Below are 16530 nucleotides of genomic sequence, written 5' to 3' on the forward strand. Positions count from 1 at the left end.
CAATGGGGTTTTCCCTGCCGCTGCCTCTACATTTGAGCGTAGAATCCGTCCAAGTGAGTGTCACGAGTAGTTCGTACCCGTCGTACTTGGAACCGCCCCAAGCCACTACTTCCGGGGTCGCCAAGGGGGTACGCGTCGATCGGTCCCCTAGGTACTTGGAGTCGCGCGGCGGTCACTCGAAGAGGCGTTCAGGCGCACCGCAAGAGGGAGTGAGGCGGTAGTGGAGAAGGCATGGCGACGATTCCTACCAGGCTTCCTTGTCTCACTCCTGGTGCTCTCAGGCATCGTCTGGGGGGTCGTTTCGCTGGCCTCCAACGGCGCGCCGACACCAAACGGAGAAGGGGCGAAGAGCGGTGCGCCGACGCCGGCAAGTAGCCCGATCCCTGCAAGTAGCCCAGCCGGAGTGACCAGCCCAGCGCCGGCAAGTAGCGCGGCGTCGGCAGGTAGCGCGGCGTCGGCAACTGGCCCAGCCAGCGCCAGCAGCCCAAGCAGCCCGGCTCCCACCCCCGTCGACACCGACCCGAGCGCCGCCCTCACGAGGTACGACCCGACGTCGCTCTCCGGGCAGGCAGTGCCGCTCGGCGACCCGCCCGGTTGGAAGCAAGTATTCGCCGACGACTTCACGGAGGGCGATGTGCCGCTCGGCAGCTTCCCCGGCTCGCTGAGCGCCAAATGGAGCGCCAACTATTTCGACGGAACCCCCGACACGGCAGGGCAGAAGAATGGCGGCAGGTCGGGCTATTACCCATCCAAAGTCCTGAGCGTCCACAATGGCGTCCTGGACATGTACTTGCATTCGGAGGGAGGGGTTTCTATGGGAGCCGCACCCGCGCCGAAAATCAATGGAGACAACCAGCCGCCCTACGACAGCCAAATGTATGGGATGTACTCCGTCCGATTCAGGTCTGATGCCGTGCCAGGGTTCAAAACTGCCTGGCTGCTGTGGCCCGACAGCGGGATATGGCCGAGAGACGGCGAAATCGACTACCCGGAACAGGATTTGTCAGCCAAATTCTTCGCTGCCCTTCACAGCACAGGGTCGAACCAAGGATCGGCCTCGGCGACTTTCCAAACCGATGCGTCATTCCAGACCTGGAACACAGCAACGATAGAGTGGACTCCGGGCCGCGTGGAATTCTTCCTCAACGGCAAGTCGATCGGCGCGAGCACGTCGGGGGTGCCTGACGTGCCCATGCACTACATACTCCAGACCGAGTCCTGCCTTCCGACGTGCCCGAACCCCAAGACTCAGGGCCACCTGTACGTTGACTGGGTTGCGATCTGGGCGCTGCGCTAGCCCTGTGAAGCTGCAGCGCCCTGTGAAGTGCCAGCGCTCTGTGAAGTGCCAGCGCTCTGGGAAGCCCCACCGCTTCGGCCGGGGATCCGAACCGGAATGCGCAACCCGTGCCTGATCGCATCGAACGCCAGCAGAATCAAGGTCCCGGCCGCCAGAGAGGCGACGCCTACGGACGGGTTCCAGAGGCGCGCATACACCATGACCGTGGCGAGGGTCAGCGAGATCGCGAGGCTCAGACCGATTGCCATCGAGCCAAGGAGAGGCGTCAGCAGGTTGCCGAAGCGGTTCGACTCCGCGGTCAGCCTGAGCATCAGGACAAAAGCGGAGCCGGGCCCTACGAGGAGGAACAACCCGATCACCGCAAGTCTGATCGTCGGCGCGCCAACAAACGAGAAGGGGATGGTGGCCGCCGTCAGAATTGCAATGGCACCGATGAGCAGAAGACGTCTATTTTGCATTGCCCGCCCCTTGAATGTGGTAAATGACTCCCCCGGCATTCTGATAAACCAAAGACCAGCTGGGCTTGGTTCCGCAGGTGCTCAGGAAAGCGTTCACATCTCCCTGGGGGCCGATGCCGAGCATCTCTGCTTCATCCACTTGGCTCTTGGTGACGATCAGGTAGGCTCCCGCAGACCGACCGAGCCATTCCACCGTGCCGCACGTGAGCCGGCTCGCGGTCGCCTGCGCCTTGGCGGAGAGCAGGGTCTCGTAGTCGTAGCTCGCATAGTCCTTGGATCTCCACGGGGTGTTGTGGACCGCCTCGACGAGCACTGAGCCTGGCGGCGCGACCTGGTACAGCCGGTTCACGACGTTGATCTCGTCAGGGGTGAAGTTCTCCACGAGGTCGTTTCCGTACCTCGAGACGATCGTGGTCATGGCCAGCACCGCACTGAGCAGGAGCAGGCCGAGTCCGCGTATCCACCCCAGCGCGCTAGCATTCTTCCGCATGAGCGGCACGACCATGAGGGACGCGGCGAAGGGCAGACCGTACATGTACAGGCGCAACAGGAGCTCGCCGCCGTAGGGCTGGACCACATAGAGGACGACGGGCGTGCCGGCGCCGAGGGCGGCGGTGAGCCACGAAACACGGCGCCCGCGCGCCACCGCCGCTCCGATCGATCCCAGGATGAGGACGAGCGCTGTTTCGGCGAGACGCGTGTTGACGACGAAGAGGTGTTCATCGCTGCCCGCGATCCTGCCGGTGACGGCTTTCGACGTCGTCTGGCCGAGCTCGCCGAGGGACCCGATGAGTGAATCGATGTGGCCGACCGTATACGGGGCGGCGATCACCGCAAGCCACACAATCGGGACCACGATCGCCAGGAGCGTCAGCATCTTCAACCGAAGACGACCCGTGAGAAGGAACGCGGCCAAGACCGGGACGACCGCGAAGGGCGTGAGCTGATGGGCCGCCGTCATTGCCACGATGAACAGAGTGCACCCGACCCCGAGCACAACCAGGTCGCCGCGGGGAAGCCCAGCCCGTGACCGCAAGCGAATGGCCGGATCCAACACGGTCACGATCCGGCTCAGTCGGGCGAGGAGGCGGTGCTTGGTCACCGGCCACGCCCACCCGCCGAAGACCGTCAGGACGCATGCCAGCAAGATCACCATGAGCAGGAAGGCGAAGGCCTGAGGAGACAGGTAGTCCTGGCCCACCCAGCTGGCGAGGTAGAACATCCAGACGGACACCCAGGCGTGCCGCCAGTTCGAGGTCATTCTCGTAGCGAGCGCAAGCAGCGGCACCATCATGAGGATGTTGACTCCAACAGGTGCCCAGGTCGCCACGCTGGTCAGATCTCGGGCTCCCGTGGAGCCGGAGAGCATCGCCAGCAGTGCGAAGAAGCCGGGCCAATTGAAGTAGGCGTCGAGCCGCGGATCCAGCTGGCCGCTCTGGGCGATGTAGTCGGCGATGCCCAGATGACGATAGCTTGCTTCGAGCCGAGGCAGCTCGTGGATGATCGAGTCGGCCCCCTGCAGGACCACTATCAGCACGAGCACCTGGAGCGCCAGAAGTGCGGGGCGAGCCTTGTGCAGCGCAACAGTAGCCACGAAGCCGACGAGAGCGAGCCCCAACGCGAGGAAGTAGCTGGGCGGCAAAGCACTGATGAGCCCCAAGGCTCCGATCGACTGCACATCGACCTGCAGCAGGGACCGGACCCCGAGCACCAACGCCGCTAGCGCGACAGCCGCCAAGGCCCAACTGTAGGAGGCGCGCCTGGTGTAGCCGCGCCACACCTCGCCGCGCGATTTCCGGTGGGCCGGCGACACCAGGTGACGCTCCACCTGGATGGTGCGATAGGGGCTGATCAGGGGAGGATCAGCGACCAGGGAGAGGTCCTCCGGAGTCATCGCGGCTCCAATCTGTTCGATCCGGTGAGGCCCGGTGGCGCGACCTCTAAGGGCACCGCACTTCGCGACGCCGTCGTCATACTCCGCAGGCGCAGCGCCGCGACCAGCGCGGCCGCAGTCTGGGCCAGCAGCCACAGGACGGAGACGCCTGTGAGCGCAAAGTTCTGCGCCACGACGACGGCGGGAAGCACGGCCATGAGCGCTGCGAGCAGCGCAACGGAGGTCGCCTCACCCAAGCGGCCCGTGGCCCGGCACACCCCGTAGTAGACCTGCGTGACGCAGCAGAGGACCAGCGCAGGGATGAGCAGGAGGAGGAGCACCCACGCCCGCCCGTACTGTGGGCCGATCACCGAGAGCACGAGTGGCCCGGCGAGGAGCAGCAGCACACCCGACGCAACGGTGAGCATGAAGCTCATGCGCAGTGCGCCCTGAACGAGGGACAACCCCGAGTCCGGCCTCGCGAGCTTGGTTTGGAGGGAGTAGCCGGCTGACTGCGGTACGAAGAAGACCGCCGACGCGAGCATCCAGACCATGTACCACGACGCGGTGGCCGAGGCGCTCAGAGTAGCGGCCAGGATCAGTGGAAGGAGATAGCCGGGTGCCCGGTCCGCAAGCATGAGGGCGTGATTGGGCAATCCGCGCCGCAGCAGCTTCCATGCCTCCGGAAGCCTGATCCCCTCCCTCCACAACGGCGAAAGACCGGCCCGGGCCAGCAGGCGGATTCCAAGGATCACGCTCGCCACCGCGCCAACCGCGAAGGCTCCGACCACGGCACCCACGTTCCGGTAGCCGACCACGAGGCAGACGACCAACGCCCCCAGCTGCACAAGGCCCTGGAGCAGGCTGCGCAGCATCGCGAGGTCGGCCCGGGACTGTGCCACTCCGATGTGGTCCAACTGGTATGCGACGCCGGCGAAGACGGAAGCGACGAGGAAGGCCCACAGGACGAGCGGATTGCCCCACGCCTCGCCGACGCCGGGGCCTAGCGCGCGGGTCACGACGACGAGCCCCGCGGAGACGGCCAACGACGACGCCCCGACCACCAGGAGGCTTGTCGCCGTCAGGCGTCGCCCGCCGTCGTCCTGGCCTGGGAGGAGCGTCAGGATCGCGGGGCCCACACCCAGCAGTGCGAGCTGGACCGTCAGCAGCGCCGCAGAGACAACCGCGGAACCCAAGCCGAGTTGGGCCGGCGGCAGGAGGAAGGCAGCGAGGCCCCAGAAGAGGAAGCCTGTCACCATCGGGGCCACACGGGCGGCGGAGAGCCACGCGGTGTTTCCCCCCATCGAGAGTCCTTGGGGAGCGGTGTGCAGGAGGCCCGACACCATGGAGCGGTAGTTGTACAGCAGGAAGCACACCCAGTAGGGCAGGAATCGAGGCGCGTGGACGAGCGACAGGCCCATCCCGCGCACGGTTGCCAGGAGCGGCAGCAACAGGAGCCAGCCGCCCCTCCTCGGATGCTTCCGGATCGTGAAGGCGAGGCCGGCTCCGTCTTGCAGCCACTGGTCCCGGGCGAAATCGAAGCTGTCAGCGAACTGGTGCCTCACCAGGGTGGTCGTGGAGACGCCGATCTTTCGCCCCGCGTTCTCCAGACGGATGCGCAGTTCGATGTCCTCGCCCGAGCTGAACGTCTCATCGAACCTGATGTCCATCAGGACGTCACGCCGCATGAGCGTGGCGCACACCCCGAACCAAGAACGGACGCGGCTGTGGTTGTGGTGCCATGCGAGCGCCGCGCCCCAGTATCCGTGCCCGTCGGCTTCGCTGACGAGGCCGAACTGGAGCCCGTCGTAGCCGCCCTCCTCGAATTCGTTCAGCAGGCTGCCCAGAGCACCAGTGGGCAGGATGACATCGGAATCTATGAGTGCAACAACGCCGCAGACGGCGGTCCGCGCCCCCATCATCCGGGCGGCGGGCAGCCCGTTTCCCTCATCGGAGATGATGCGGGCGCCGTACGAACGGGCGATCTCGACGGTGGCGTCCGTCGAGCGCCCGTCCACGACGATGATCTCCCTCGGATGCTGCCTGCGTATCGACTGCAGGCAACGGGCTAGCCACTTTTCGGCATTGCGCGCGGGAACTACCACCGAGACATCAAGCACGGGCGATTCGTCCATCGCCGTCCCCCCTTTACCGGTCCAGCCTGGAACGCACTATTTGGCAGACGAAGTCTGAGGCCCGGTCTGCGGACCATGAGCTGGGAAGGCGCAGCCGCCAGCAGGGCACGTTCTGGAGTGCCTGCCGGACGACTGCGGCCTTCTGGCCGAAATGGTCCTGCAGGGGGACGAGACCCGTGGCGCCGAGGGCCTCGATCAGACGGCGCGAGACCATGGGCAGCTCGGAGTGGAAGTTCCCCACGATTCTCGAGGTCATCCACTCGAGGCTTGCCTGTTCCAGCTGGGCGTCGTCCCCGCCAAAGCGCTCCAGGAACATGGCCATCTGTGCCGGGGCCCTGGACGAGATCCTCTCGGCACCGAAGACCTCCTCGGGGTGCACCATCCGATGCTCAGGCGACCAGCGTCGGGTGAACGAGGCCGTCCGCGGATACCGGACGATCACTGGGTGGACTGCTGTGGCCATCTGCGAGATCGTCGGAGTGAGCCAGCCTGGTGCCAGAGGCTTTCTGGATCCTTGGAACAGCTCCGGATAGATGTCCCGGTGGTGCGGCTTGATGAACATTGGCTTCGCGTAGCTCAGGAGCGTTCCGTCCGAGCTGAGGAAGCCCCAGTCGTCAGCCATGAACCCGACCCCCGGAAGAGCGAGGAGCTTGGCTACAGTGCTGGTCTTCCCGACGCCTCCCCAGGCAGGCAGCAGGACTCCGGCGCCGCCAAAGTCCACGATCGCCGCATGGACCATCGCCGTCTTCTCCTGTACGCACAACCGGTCCAGCAGCGGAATGACCGCTGTGAGAAGCTCGCCTCGGCCCTCGACCCGGTACCCCTCGTCTGTCTGGACGATCTGGACCCGGTCTTCAGGGATGAAAAGCGATTTGTCTGTGTAGCGATAGGCGTCCTCGGCACGCGACTGGTCCGCGAAGGAACTGTAGTCGGCACCGACGCGCAACCGGCTGGCGGCTAGGGAATCGCCCACAAACGGGGACAGCATGTCCCGCAGTTGCGCTTCTCCCGGCGTTCCCGGCTCGACATGGACTCCCACGAGCCCATGAATGTCGAAGCTCAGGCTGTTCTGGGGTTGAGTCACGCGCACGGCGCTGCTCATGGTCCGGCTCAACTGATCACGCTCCTTACGACGAGGTCGTCAATGTAGGTGTCCTCCATCTGCTGGAAATGCTCGGCTCCGTTCAGCACGCTTGTTACCGACGAGGCCACTGTCCTCACCTGCGAGCTGGAGTACACCCGGGAACCGTCGAACCACACCTGAACTGTTGACGTGCGCCCGTCGGAGACGACGTGCACAGCGATGTGGTGCCACGCATCCAAAGAGATGCTGGAGGCCATGAGGCACGTGTAGGCGAAGGATCCGTCGGGGGTGAGGATCCTCAGCCACAGCTGGCCGTTGCTGTTGTGCCGGTAGACGTCGACGAAGCGGGTGGCGTCCGAGAAGAACCGGAAGTACGGGACGTCGTCGTTCGTCACGCCGGCCTGGACGATGTCGAACCATCCATCGGCGTAGACCTCCCGCGTGCCGGGCGGCAGGGAGGTCGAAAAGTCCGCGAGCGATCCCGGATCCGCCGTCGCGTGCAAGTACGCCGAGCAGGTCCCGGTGTGAGCCCGGGCCGAGGAGACCGACACCGTTCCCGTCCCACTCGTCTCCACGGCGTGCCCCGACATCGTTCCTGACTCGAAGTTGTCAGCGGCCACCACCCTGCCTGGATAGCCGTCGGTCGGCGTGCTCGTCGACGGTTGGCAGGGGCCGGCATGCGGCGGCAGGGCCAGCGAGCTCCCAGTCACCGGCAGGACGAGTACGGAGGCGAAGCCCAGTGCGCGGATCCGTTTCCCCAGCGGTCTCCAGTCCATCGTCAGTTCCCCCCGCTCGTGGATAGGCTGGGAGTTGAAGCCGAGGCTATAGGTCACCTCACCTGCAGAAATCACGGCGGAGAAATTCGCAATTACTCCCTGAAGCGGGCACAAATTATCCCCGTGATAGCTGAGCTGCTCCCCTAAGCACACCATTTCAGGCACTCCCCTGAATGGCTCCTGCTAAATACGGAACAGACACCGCTTCACCTCGCGTCAGCACGTTCCCGAGAGGTGCGCACATATCACCCTCGGGAAATCGATCGTCCTCTGGCAATGCTACTGACCGCCCTGTCGCCGTACACGAGTAGCCGGTACGCGAAGCCAGAGGTCAGGCGCCGACAGCCCCGGGCAGGTGTACCTAGTAATGGGGTTCCCACACGGCGAAATCTCCCGGAGCCGTGCGGAATGAGGCGTTTCAACCAGCCCGACAAGTGATACCGAGGGCTGGTCGCCGCGTCCACCTGGAGGACCCGGATCAGAGCCCCGAAGCCGAAGACTGCGGGAATGGGCACGCCGAAGCGTCCAAGGCATTCATAGGCTTTCTCCGTGGCAATTCCCTGAATGTTGTGCAACAGTTCTAGCAGTTGATGATGTGACTGCCGTCCGGGCTTGAGGCTGACTGGATTCGGGGTCGCGCTGGGACGATTCGTACATCTTTGCTGCCACAGCTGTCCGTCGATTCACGCTGGAGTCGGCGCAAACGGGAAAGCCGGAATGATATGACGCGGGAGATCACCAAAAGCCAAGGTCAGAAGGCGACGGGATGGCATGCGTGGTTGGTTGTTGCAGCCGCCGTCGTCCTAGCGCTGACGGGCTGCGTGTCCTCGCCCTCGACCGCCGAGTCAGCCCCTCGCAATGTGGGGCACGTGTTCGTGATCAACCTTGAGAACAAGAACTACCTGAAGACGTGGGGCTCCGATTCGGTGGCCACGTACCTGTCCAAGGACCTGCGTTCCCAGGGTGTCCTGCTCTCCCAGTACTACGGGATCGCCCACCACTCGGCCCCGAACTACATTGCCCAGATTTCGGGGCAGGGGCCGAACTCAGCAACGGAGGGCGACTGCACGGTCTATGCCCCGTTCCAGCAGACAGGGAGCGGCGCCTCCGATCAGCTGCAGGGAACCGGTTGTGTGTATCCCTCCTCGGTCCCCACCGTCGCCGGCCAGCTCACGACAGCGGGCAAGAGCTGGAAGGCCTACATGGAGGACATGCAGACCCCTTGCGAGCACCCGACCCTCGGGGCCAAGGACAACCACCACAGCGCCAAGGTCGGCGACGAATACGCCACCCGCCACAATCCGTTCGTGTACTTCGAGTCGATCACCGCGTCGCCGCAGTGCCAGAGCAACGTCCTCCCGTTCGGTCAGCTCGCCAGGGACCTCCAGTCAGTCGGCACGACGCCCAACCTCTCGTACATCTCACCGAACCTCTGCGACGACGGCCATGACATTCCGTGCGTGGACGGCTCACAAGGCGGGCTTGCCAGCGCGGACGCGTGGCTGCGCCAGCAGGTCCCGGCCATCCTGGCCTCCCCGGCGTACAAGCAGGACGGCATGCTCGTCATCACCTTCGACGAAGCAGACGGCACGAACGTCGGGCCCGAGGGACTCCTGCCCGGCGGTACGGCCGGCGGAAGGATCGGGGCCCTCGTGCTCTCGCCCTTCATCAAGGGCGGGACGACCTCGGACACGCCCTACAACCACTACAGCCTTCTGGCCACCATCGAGGACATCTTCTCGCTGCCCCGCCTCGGCTACGCCGGCGCCCCCGGCCTCAAGGCCTTCGGGACGGACGTCTTCAACAACGAGTCCTGAAGGGGCTCGGCGGTCACGACGCCGCTACCACTCTGGCGGCTGCGATCTCCTCGCGGAGCGGGCACCACCAGGCGACGGTGCGGCGCAGCCCCTCGTCGAGAGGCGTCTCGGCCCAGAAGCCCAGATCCCGTGCCGCCGCCCTCGTGTCGGCGAGCCGCCGCGCGACGCCGTCCGGCTCTCGCTCGGGGCCGAACTCGACCGCGAGATCGGATTCCATGGCATCCAGGAGGGCGACCGCTAGCGCGAGCAGACTGGTCTCGATGCCGCTCGCGACGTTGTAGACGCCCTCACGCACGGGCGCCTCGGCGGCATAGACGTTGGCCCTCGCGACATCAGTTGTGAAGATGAAGTCCATGGTCTGCTCGCCGTTGCCGTAGACCAGAGGCGGGCGGCCGTCCGCGATGCGTTCCATCCACCGGACGAGCACTTCCGTGTAGAGCCCGTACACATCCATCCTCGGCCCGTATACGTCGAAGTAGCGCAGTGCAACGTAGTCGAGCCCGTACGTCGCCCGGAAGCTTCGGGCCAGGCCCTCGGTGAAGCTCTTCGCTGCCCCGTACAGCGTGTCAATCCTGGGACAGTGGTGCTCGGAGGTTGGGAATTCGCCGGGCCTGCCATAGACGGAGGCGTTCGAGGCGAGGACAACTTTGTCGACGCCGTGCTGGGACGCCGCCTCGAGCACATTGAAGGTCCCGTTGACGAGGACTTCGAGCGCGAGGCGCGGCTCCCCAATGCACTGCGTGTCGCGTACCGCAGCCTCGTGGAATACGAGGTCCTTCCCGACCGTCACGTCGTGCACCCTGTCGCGGTCCCGCAGATCACCCTCGACGAGGCGGACCCTTCCCGTCGCGAGAGCATGGCCGAGGTTGGCGATTCTTCCCGAACTCAGGTTGTCGAGGACATCGACGTGCTCGACGCCTGCGTCCAGGAGCTGGTCGACGATCGTAGAACCGACTGTGCCGGCTCCCCCCGTGACCAGCGCGCGGGCCCCTGCCAAAACCGTCATCCCTGAATCCTCCTTTGGAAACTCTGCGTCAGGCCTCTTCCGGGGTTGAGCTGCGTCCTCGCTGATGACTCAGCGAAGGCAGATGTCGCGGAAGCTGCGCCACAGGATCATGAGATCGCCCAGGAGCGACCAGTTCTCGACGTAGTACAGATCGAGCCGGACGGCGTCGTCCCACTCGAGGTCCCATCGCCCCGCCAAGTGGGTGAAGCCGGTGAGCCCGGGAGTGATGAGCATCCGACGACGGTGCACGGGAAGGCCTTGCTCCTCGGCTTCGTGCCCTCCGAGTTCCGGGGCGAGCGGGGGCCGCGGCCCGACCAGGCTCATCTCCCCCGTCAAGACGTTCACGAACTGCGGGAGCTCATCAAGCGAGTAGCGGCGCATCCACCGCCCGCACCGCGTCACCCGCGGATCATCGTTGATCTCGATCCCCGGCTGCGCCTCCGCACCGACCACCATCGACCGGAACTTCAGCATCCGGAAAGCCCGACCGTCCTTGCCGATCCGCTCCTGCCGGAAGATCACCGGGCCCGGCGAATCGTGCCGCACCAGAAGCGCCAGCACCCCCAGCACCGGCGAGAGCACCACCAGCGCCCCTACCGCCAGCACGATGTCCATCCCCCGCTTGAGCACCTGCGTGGCCCCCGAATACCGCGGCAGGTCCACCTCCATCAGCGGCAGCCCCTGCACCGGACGCCAATGGATCCGCGGGCCGGCCACATTCGTCAACGTCGAAGCGAGCACCAGCTCCGTCCCGTACTGCTCCAGACTCCAGCCCAGCTCCCGCACATACTGATTCCCCCCAGGGATCGGGCCCGCGATGATCACTGCGGCCGCCTTCTTCAGCGCCACCGTGCGCACCACGTCGTCCGTCGAGCTCAGCACCGGCAGCCGCTCCCCCTCCACGGCCAACGACTGTCCCCGCCGACCCCCCGGAAGCACAACTCCCAGCACGTTGTACGGCGCCGCGCTGCTGGCAGTGATCCGCCGCACCACATACCGCACATCCTCCGGCTCCCCCACCACGACAACAGGAGTCAGGCACAGCCCACTGCGCCGCTGCGCGTTCAGCCACCGCCGGCTCGACCACCGCACCACCAACAACCCCAGCGCGCCCGAGCCGAAGACCAACGCCAGAACCCGCGCCGGGAGCCAGTCCGAGAGCAGGAGCGCCGCAATGGCCAGGACCGCGAAGAGCTCGATGGAGGCCGCGACGACCCTCCGGTACTCCTCCGCCCCGATGCCGAACACCGACGCGTCACGACTCCCGTACACACCCAGCGCCACCGGCCACACCACCGCGATGACCACGAGCGCAACAGCCGTCCGGGGACCCGCACCACCGAAGAGGAGCCCGGCGACCACGGCTGCGAGGACTATCGCGGAGTCCGCGACCCGCAGGTAGAACGCATACCGCTTCGGCCACGCCTGAGCCCTAGCCGAACGCGCGATCCGCGCGCCCGAGGGCCGCATGCCGAGAACTGAAAGGAGTCTCGCGCCGAGAACCGACAAGGATCTTAAGCGCCGCCACGATGGGACGGAGCGTGGGATGTTCTGCTCTGCGCCTACCGACATGACCTGCTCCTGGCTTCCCAAATGAGTTCCCGTGCTGCTGCCGGTGACTCACACCAACCAGTGAAGCCCTACCGACCGAGCGCGTCACGAGTAGTCAGTACGCGAGCTTGCACGACCCCTCAGAGGGGGAACCCTTGCCCAGTACGCAGGAGGCACCCAACGGACCACGCGCTCACTGCCCCATGCTGCTCAGGCTGCCCTTCCTCAGCATCCCCGCACCACCCCTGCCACGAGCTCCTGCTGCTCGGGCGTGATGTGGGGGAACATCGGCAGTGACAGGATCTGCATGGACGCCTCTTCGGCGACAGGGAAGTCACCCGGGTGGTAGTCGAGGTAGGAGAAAGCCTCGGTCAGGTGCACGGGCGTCGGGTAGTGGATTCCGGTCCCGATCCCGGCGCCCGCGAGCGCGGACTGGATCCGTTCCCGGTCCTCGGCGCGGATCACGTAGAGGTGCCAGACGTCCTCGTTCCCGGGACGGCTGTGCGGCGTGCGTACCCCGGGCACCCCGTCGAGAAGCTCCTCGTACAGCCGTGCCGCCGCCCGCCGTCGTGCGTTCCACTCGGCGAGCCGGCGAAGCTTGGCCCGCAGCACGATCGCTTGGATCACGTCGAGGCGCGAGTTGAAGCCCACGATCTCGTGCACGTACTTCACCGCGCTCCCGTGCGTGGCGAGGAGCCGCACCGTGTCGGCCAGGAGCGGATCGTTGGTCGTGACCGCGCCCGCGTCGCCGGCCGCACCGAGGTTCTTCCCGGGATAGAAGCTCGTGGCCGCGATGTGCCCCAAGGCGCCCGCGGAGCGCCCATAGTGCCGGGCCCCCTGGGCCTGGGCAGCGTCCTCGACCAGCGCGAGGCCCCGGTGGGCCGCGAGCGGCACGAGTGCCTCGACCGGCGCGGTCTGGCCGAAAAGGTGGACCGGGACGATGGCCTGCGTCCTAGGCCCCACCGCCCGGCCCACCTTGTCTGTGTCGATGAGGAGGGTCTCGGGGTCTACGTCGACCAGTATGGGACGGGCACCTGCCCGGACCACGGCCTCCGCGGTTGCCACGAACGTGTTCGCGGGCAGGATCACCTCGCCGCCCGGCCCCACCCCGACCGCCCGCAGGGCGAGCTCGAGCGCATCCGTCCCATTGGCCACACCGATGCACGAGCGCACGCCGACGAATTCGGCGTACTCCTCCTCGAACGCTGTGACCTGCGGGCCGCCGATGAACGCGCCCGTGTCCAGGGCGCGCACCACCTCGGGCACGACGTCCGAGCTGACTTCCTGCTGCTGGGCCACGAGGTCCACGAACGGAACCCTCTGGACACGGCCTGCCTGCGCCTCCGCTGTCATGACTCTCCCCTGCCTCCCACCACCTGGGCGCCCTGTGCGAGGGGCCTGGCGGGAACGCCGGCCCATGTCTGCCCCTCGGGCACGTCCGAAACGACGGCCGCGCCCATGCCGACCACAGCGCGCGCACCCACCCGAATGCGCTGCCGGACGCTGCTGTTCATCCCCAGGTAGGCGGCGCGGCCGACGACGACGGAACCGCCGAGCGATACCCCGGCACCGAACGTCGCGTAGTCGTCCGCGACGTCCCCGTAGGTGAACGTGACCCCGGGCATGACTACGACGTGCCGCCCGAGAGAGACCGCCGCCGTCATCACCACATTCGCCAGCAGGATGCTCCCCTCACCCACCGTGCAGCCCTCCGGGATCGCGACGCTCGGATGCACGATCGTCGCGAACCGGCCAGGCGGGAGCCCGAGCGCCCCCAACCGGCGCACGATGTCCGCCCGCACCGCGCCGCTGCCCACGCAGACCGCAACGCGCGCGCTCGGGTGCTTGCCGACCTCGGCGAGCGGACCCAGCACGTGCGCGCCGTCGAGGACGCTCCCTACCCGGACCGGGTCGTCGTCGAGGATCCCGAGGAGATCGAAGTCGTCTCCGCCGCGCACGAGCGCCATGACCTCGCGGGCCAGTCCGCTCGCGGCAACAAGGAGCAGCTCGGTCACCTCCGCTCCCCCTCGGGCACCTTCGGCGTCCGGGCGGCGCGGCGGAGAGCGTCGGCGACGCGTCCCACGCCCTCCTCTCCCAGCTCGTGGTGCAGAGGCAGGATGAGGGTGCGGGCCGTGAGCCGCTCGGTTGCGGGAAGCGGCGCCCGAAGGGGCTTCCCGGCGAAGGCCGGCTCGAGGTGAGCCGCCATGATCCCGGCCCGGGCGGAGACGCCCTCGGCCGCGAGCGCGTCGAGGAGGCCGTCCCTCGTGAGGGGGAAATCGGCGTCGACCTCGGCCCAGAACGACTGGAAGTTCGACTCGCCCTCGGGCGGGTCCTCAATCAACCTGAGCCCGGGAACTCCATCGAGCGCCGCACGGTAGGAGGCGACGAGTGCGCGGCGCCGTTCGACCATGGCGGGCAGGCGCCTGAGCTGGACGATCCCGATAGCCGCCTGGAGGTCGGTCATGCGGAAGTTGTCGCCGAGCTCGGCGTACTCCTCTGCCGGCGCGCGGACGGCCTCGTGCCGTTCGGCCGCCGGGAAGCTCGCCGCATGCTGCCGGAGGCGCCGGGCATGCTCGGCCCAGTCCTTGCGGTCGGTCGTGAGCATGCCGCCCTCGGCCGTGGTGAGCAGTTTGCGCGGGTGAAAGGACCAGGCCGCGGCATCCGCGCCGATGCCCACTGGGCACCCGCGGTACCGCGAGCCGACGGCGCACGCCGCGTCTTCGATGAGGACGACGCCGCGGGCGTGGCAGAGCTCGGCGAGAGGGCCGACGTCGGCTGGCAGCCCGCCCTGGTCGACGACGACGACGGCGCTCACCCGCGGACCGAGGACGGCGGCGACGGTTTCAGCCGTGAGGTTGCCGGTCAGGGGGTCGACGTCGGCGAAGACCGGCTCGGCGCCCACGCACCGGGGCACGCTAGCCGTCGCGAGGAAGGAGAACGAGGGCACGACGACTTCGTCGCCCGGCTTGACTGCTTGGTGGAAGCGGTGGCCTTGAGCTTGGAGCCAGAACGAGGGCACGACGACTTCGTCCCCCGGCTTGACCCCTGCGACGAGGAGGGCAAGGTGCAGCGCCGTCGTGCAGCTCGAGACAGCCACCGCCTGCGTCACGCCCTGCGCCGCCGCGAACTCGCGCTCGAACTCGGCGACCCGGGGGCCCTCAGCCAGCCAGCCGGACTCCATGACCTTCGCGGCCGCGTCGGCCTCCTCGAGGGCGCTCACGACGCCGCCACCACTCTGGCCGCGGCGATCTCCTCGCGGAGCGGCCGCCACCAGGCGACAAGGCGACGCAGCCCCTCGTCGAGCGGCATCTCCGCTCGGAAACCGAGATCGCGTGCGGCTGCGGTTGTGTCTGCGAGCCCGCGCGCGACGCCGTTGACCTTGCGCTCCGGCCCGAACTCGACCGAGAGGTCCGAAGCCATCGCGTCCAGGAGGGCTACCGCGAGCGCGAGCAGACTCGTCTCGCTTCCGCTCGCGACGTTGTAGACGCCCTCGCACACGGCCGACTCGGCCGCGTAGATGTTCGCGCGCGCCACGTCGGTTGTGTAGACGAAGTCCATGGTCTGCTCGCCGTTGCCGTAGACAAGCGGAGGCCGGCCGTCGGCGATCCGCTCCATCCACCGGACCAGCACGTCGGTGTAGAGCCCGTGGACGTCCATCCGGGGCCCGTACACGTTGAAATACCTGAGCGCCACGAAGTCCAACCCGTACATCGCCCGGAAGCTCCGAGCGAGGCCTTCGTTGAAGCTCTTCGCCGCCCCGTACAGGGTGTCGTTGTTGTGGTGGTGCCGTTCAGGGGTGGGGAACTCGTTGGCTTCGCCATAGACCGACGCGCTCGACGCGAGGACGACCTTGTCGACGCCGTGCTGGGACGCCGCCTCGAGCACGGTGAACGTCCCGTCGACGAGGACCTCGAGCGCGAGCCGGGGCTCCTCGGCGCACTGGGCGACGCGGATGGCAGCCTCGTGGAAGACGAGGTCCTTTCCGACCGTCGCGTCGTGGACGGTGTCGCGGTCCCGAAGGTCGCCGTCGATGAGCCTGACCCTTGCGGTCGCGAGAGCGTGATCGAGGTTGCCGAGCCTTCCGCGGGTGAGGTTGTCGAGGACGTCAACGTGCTCGACCCCCGCCTCGAGGAGTTGGTCGACGATGGTGGAGCCGATGGTGCCCGCTCCCCCGGTAACGAGCACGCGTGCTCCTGCCAAGACGGTCATGCCCTGCCTCCTGCCTGACTGCGCCATTCTCGATGAAACCGTTTCCGTCGATGAGCCCGGCTCCGGCTCCCGGACGGTGCCGGTGCTGTTCGCCGGCCCTTCACATGCACCGGCCCTTCACAAGCACCGGCCCTTCACATGCACCGGTCCCTCACATGCACCAGTACAGTCGAGCGGCCCAAAGAGGTCACCAGTAGTCGGTACCCGAGCTTGCACGGCCCCTCCGAGGGGGAACCCTTGCCCGGTACGCAGGAGATACCCGGCGGACCACGCGCCCACTGCCTAGTCACGACCAACGGCACGGGGCAAGTACTCGAACGGCAT

13 protein-coding genes are annotated in these 16530 nt (G+C 66.9%); 2 read left to right on the forward strand and 11 right to left on the reverse strand.

Features of this window, described 5'->3' with window-relative positions:
• Positions 1-571 precede the first annotated feature (571 nt).
• Positions 572-1297, forward strand: a complete 726-nt coding sequence (locus L0M17_RS22730; protein ID WP_241054674.1) for a glycoside hydrolase family 16 protein — start codon at positions 572-574, stop codon at positions 1295-1297.
• Here L0M17_RS22730 and L0M17_RS13990 read toward each other — a convergent pair.
• From L0M17_RS13990 to L0M17_RS14010, 5 genes are read right to left on the reverse strand one after another with little or no spacing between them, the layout of a single operon-like run.
• Positions 1294-1755 (reverse strand): hypothetical protein, encoded by a 462-nt coding sequence (locus tag L0M17_RS13990; protein WP_241054676.1) that lies wholly within the window; start codon positions 1753-1755, stop codon positions 1294-1296. The genes L0M17_RS22730 and L0M17_RS13990 overlap by 4 nt on opposite strands.
• A complete protein-coding gene (locus L0M17_RS13995) occupies positions 1745-3649 on the reverse strand; it encodes a hypothetical protein (RefSeq protein WP_241054677.1) in 1905 nt (634 codons plus the stop codon). Before L0M17_RS13995 ends, L0M17_RS13990 begins: the two co-directional genes overlap by 11 nt.
• Entirely contained in the window at positions 3646-5763 is a 2118-nt protein-coding gene (locus L0M17_RS14000; RefSeq protein ID WP_241054678.1) for a glycosyltransferase, read from the reverse strand. The genes L0M17_RS13995 and L0M17_RS14000 overlap by 4 nt, the downstream gene beginning before the upstream one ends.
• Before the next feature lie 13 nt (positions 5764-5776).
• The gene (locus L0M17_RS14005) at positions 5777-6865 is read right to left on the reverse strand and encodes a hypothetical protein (protein ID WP_241054679.1); all 1089 of its coding nucleotides are present in this window, start codon (positions 6863-6865) and stop codon (positions 5777-5779) included.
• Positions 6866-6873: 8 nt separating this feature from the next.
• Complete coding sequence (locus L0M17_RS14010; protein WP_241054680.1) at positions 6874-7623, reverse strand: hypothetical protein; 750 nt, start codon at positions 7621-7623, stop codon at positions 6874-6876.
• A 779-nt stretch (positions 7624-8402) separates the two neighbouring features.
• Here L0M17_RS14010 and L0M17_RS14015 point away from each other — a divergent pair.
• Positions 8403-9440 (forward strand): alkaline phosphatase family protein, encoded by a 1038-nt coding sequence (locus L0M17_RS14015; protein ID WP_241054681.1) that lies wholly within the window; start codon positions 8403-8405, stop codon positions 9438-9440.
• Positions 9441-9453: 13 nt separating this feature from the next.
• Here the strand turns inward: L0M17_RS14015 and L0M17_RS14020 are convergent, their stop codons facing one another.
• The 6 genes from L0M17_RS14020 to L0M17_RS14045 all read right to left on the reverse strand — a co-directional run bounded on the left by L0M17_RS14020 (position 9454) and on the right by L0M17_RS14045 (position 16206).
• A complete protein-coding gene (locus L0M17_RS14020; RefSeq protein WP_241054682.1) occupies positions 9454-10446 on the reverse strand; it encodes an NAD-dependent epimerase/dehydratase family protein in 993 nt (330 codons plus the stop codon).
• A 69-nt stretch (positions 10447-10515) separates the two neighbouring features.
• Positions 10516-11916 (reverse strand): sugar transferase, encoded by a 1401-nt coding sequence (locus L0M17_RS14025; protein ID WP_241054683.1) that lies wholly within the window; start codon positions 11914-11916, stop codon positions 10516-10518.
• A gap of 306 nt (positions 11917-12222) precedes the next feature.
• The gene (locus L0M17_RS14030) at positions 12223-13350 is read right to left on the reverse strand and encodes a DegT/DnrJ/EryC1/StrS family aminotransferase (RefSeq protein ID WP_241054685.1); all 1128 of its coding nucleotides are present in this window, start codon (positions 13348-13350) and stop codon (positions 12223-12225) included.
• Positions 13347-14012, reverse strand: a complete 666-nt coding sequence (locus tag L0M17_RS14035; RefSeq protein WP_241054687.1) for a NeuD/PglB/VioB family sugar acetyltransferase — start codon at positions 14010-14012, stop codon at positions 13347-13349. The genes L0M17_RS14030 and L0M17_RS14035 overlap by 4 nt, the downstream gene beginning before the upstream one ends.
• The gene (locus L0M17_RS14040) at positions 14009-15217 is read right to left on the reverse strand and encodes a DegT/DnrJ/EryC1/StrS family aminotransferase (RefSeq protein ID WP_308196882.1); all 1209 of its coding nucleotides are present in this window, start codon (positions 15215-15217) and stop codon (positions 14009-14011) included. The genes L0M17_RS14035 and L0M17_RS14040 overlap by 4 nt, the downstream gene beginning before the upstream one ends.
• Entirely contained in the window at positions 15214-16206 is a 993-nt protein-coding gene (locus L0M17_RS14045; protein WP_241054690.1) for an NAD-dependent epimerase/dehydratase family protein, read from the reverse strand. The genes L0M17_RS14040 and L0M17_RS14045 overlap by 4 nt, the downstream gene beginning before the upstream one ends.
• Positions 16207-16530: the final 324 nt, after the last annotated feature.

This window comes from Sinomonas terrae (assembly GCF_022539255.1).
Lineage (GTDB): Bacteria > Actinomycetota > Actinomycetes > Actinomycetales > Micrococcaceae > Sinomonas > Sinomonas terrae.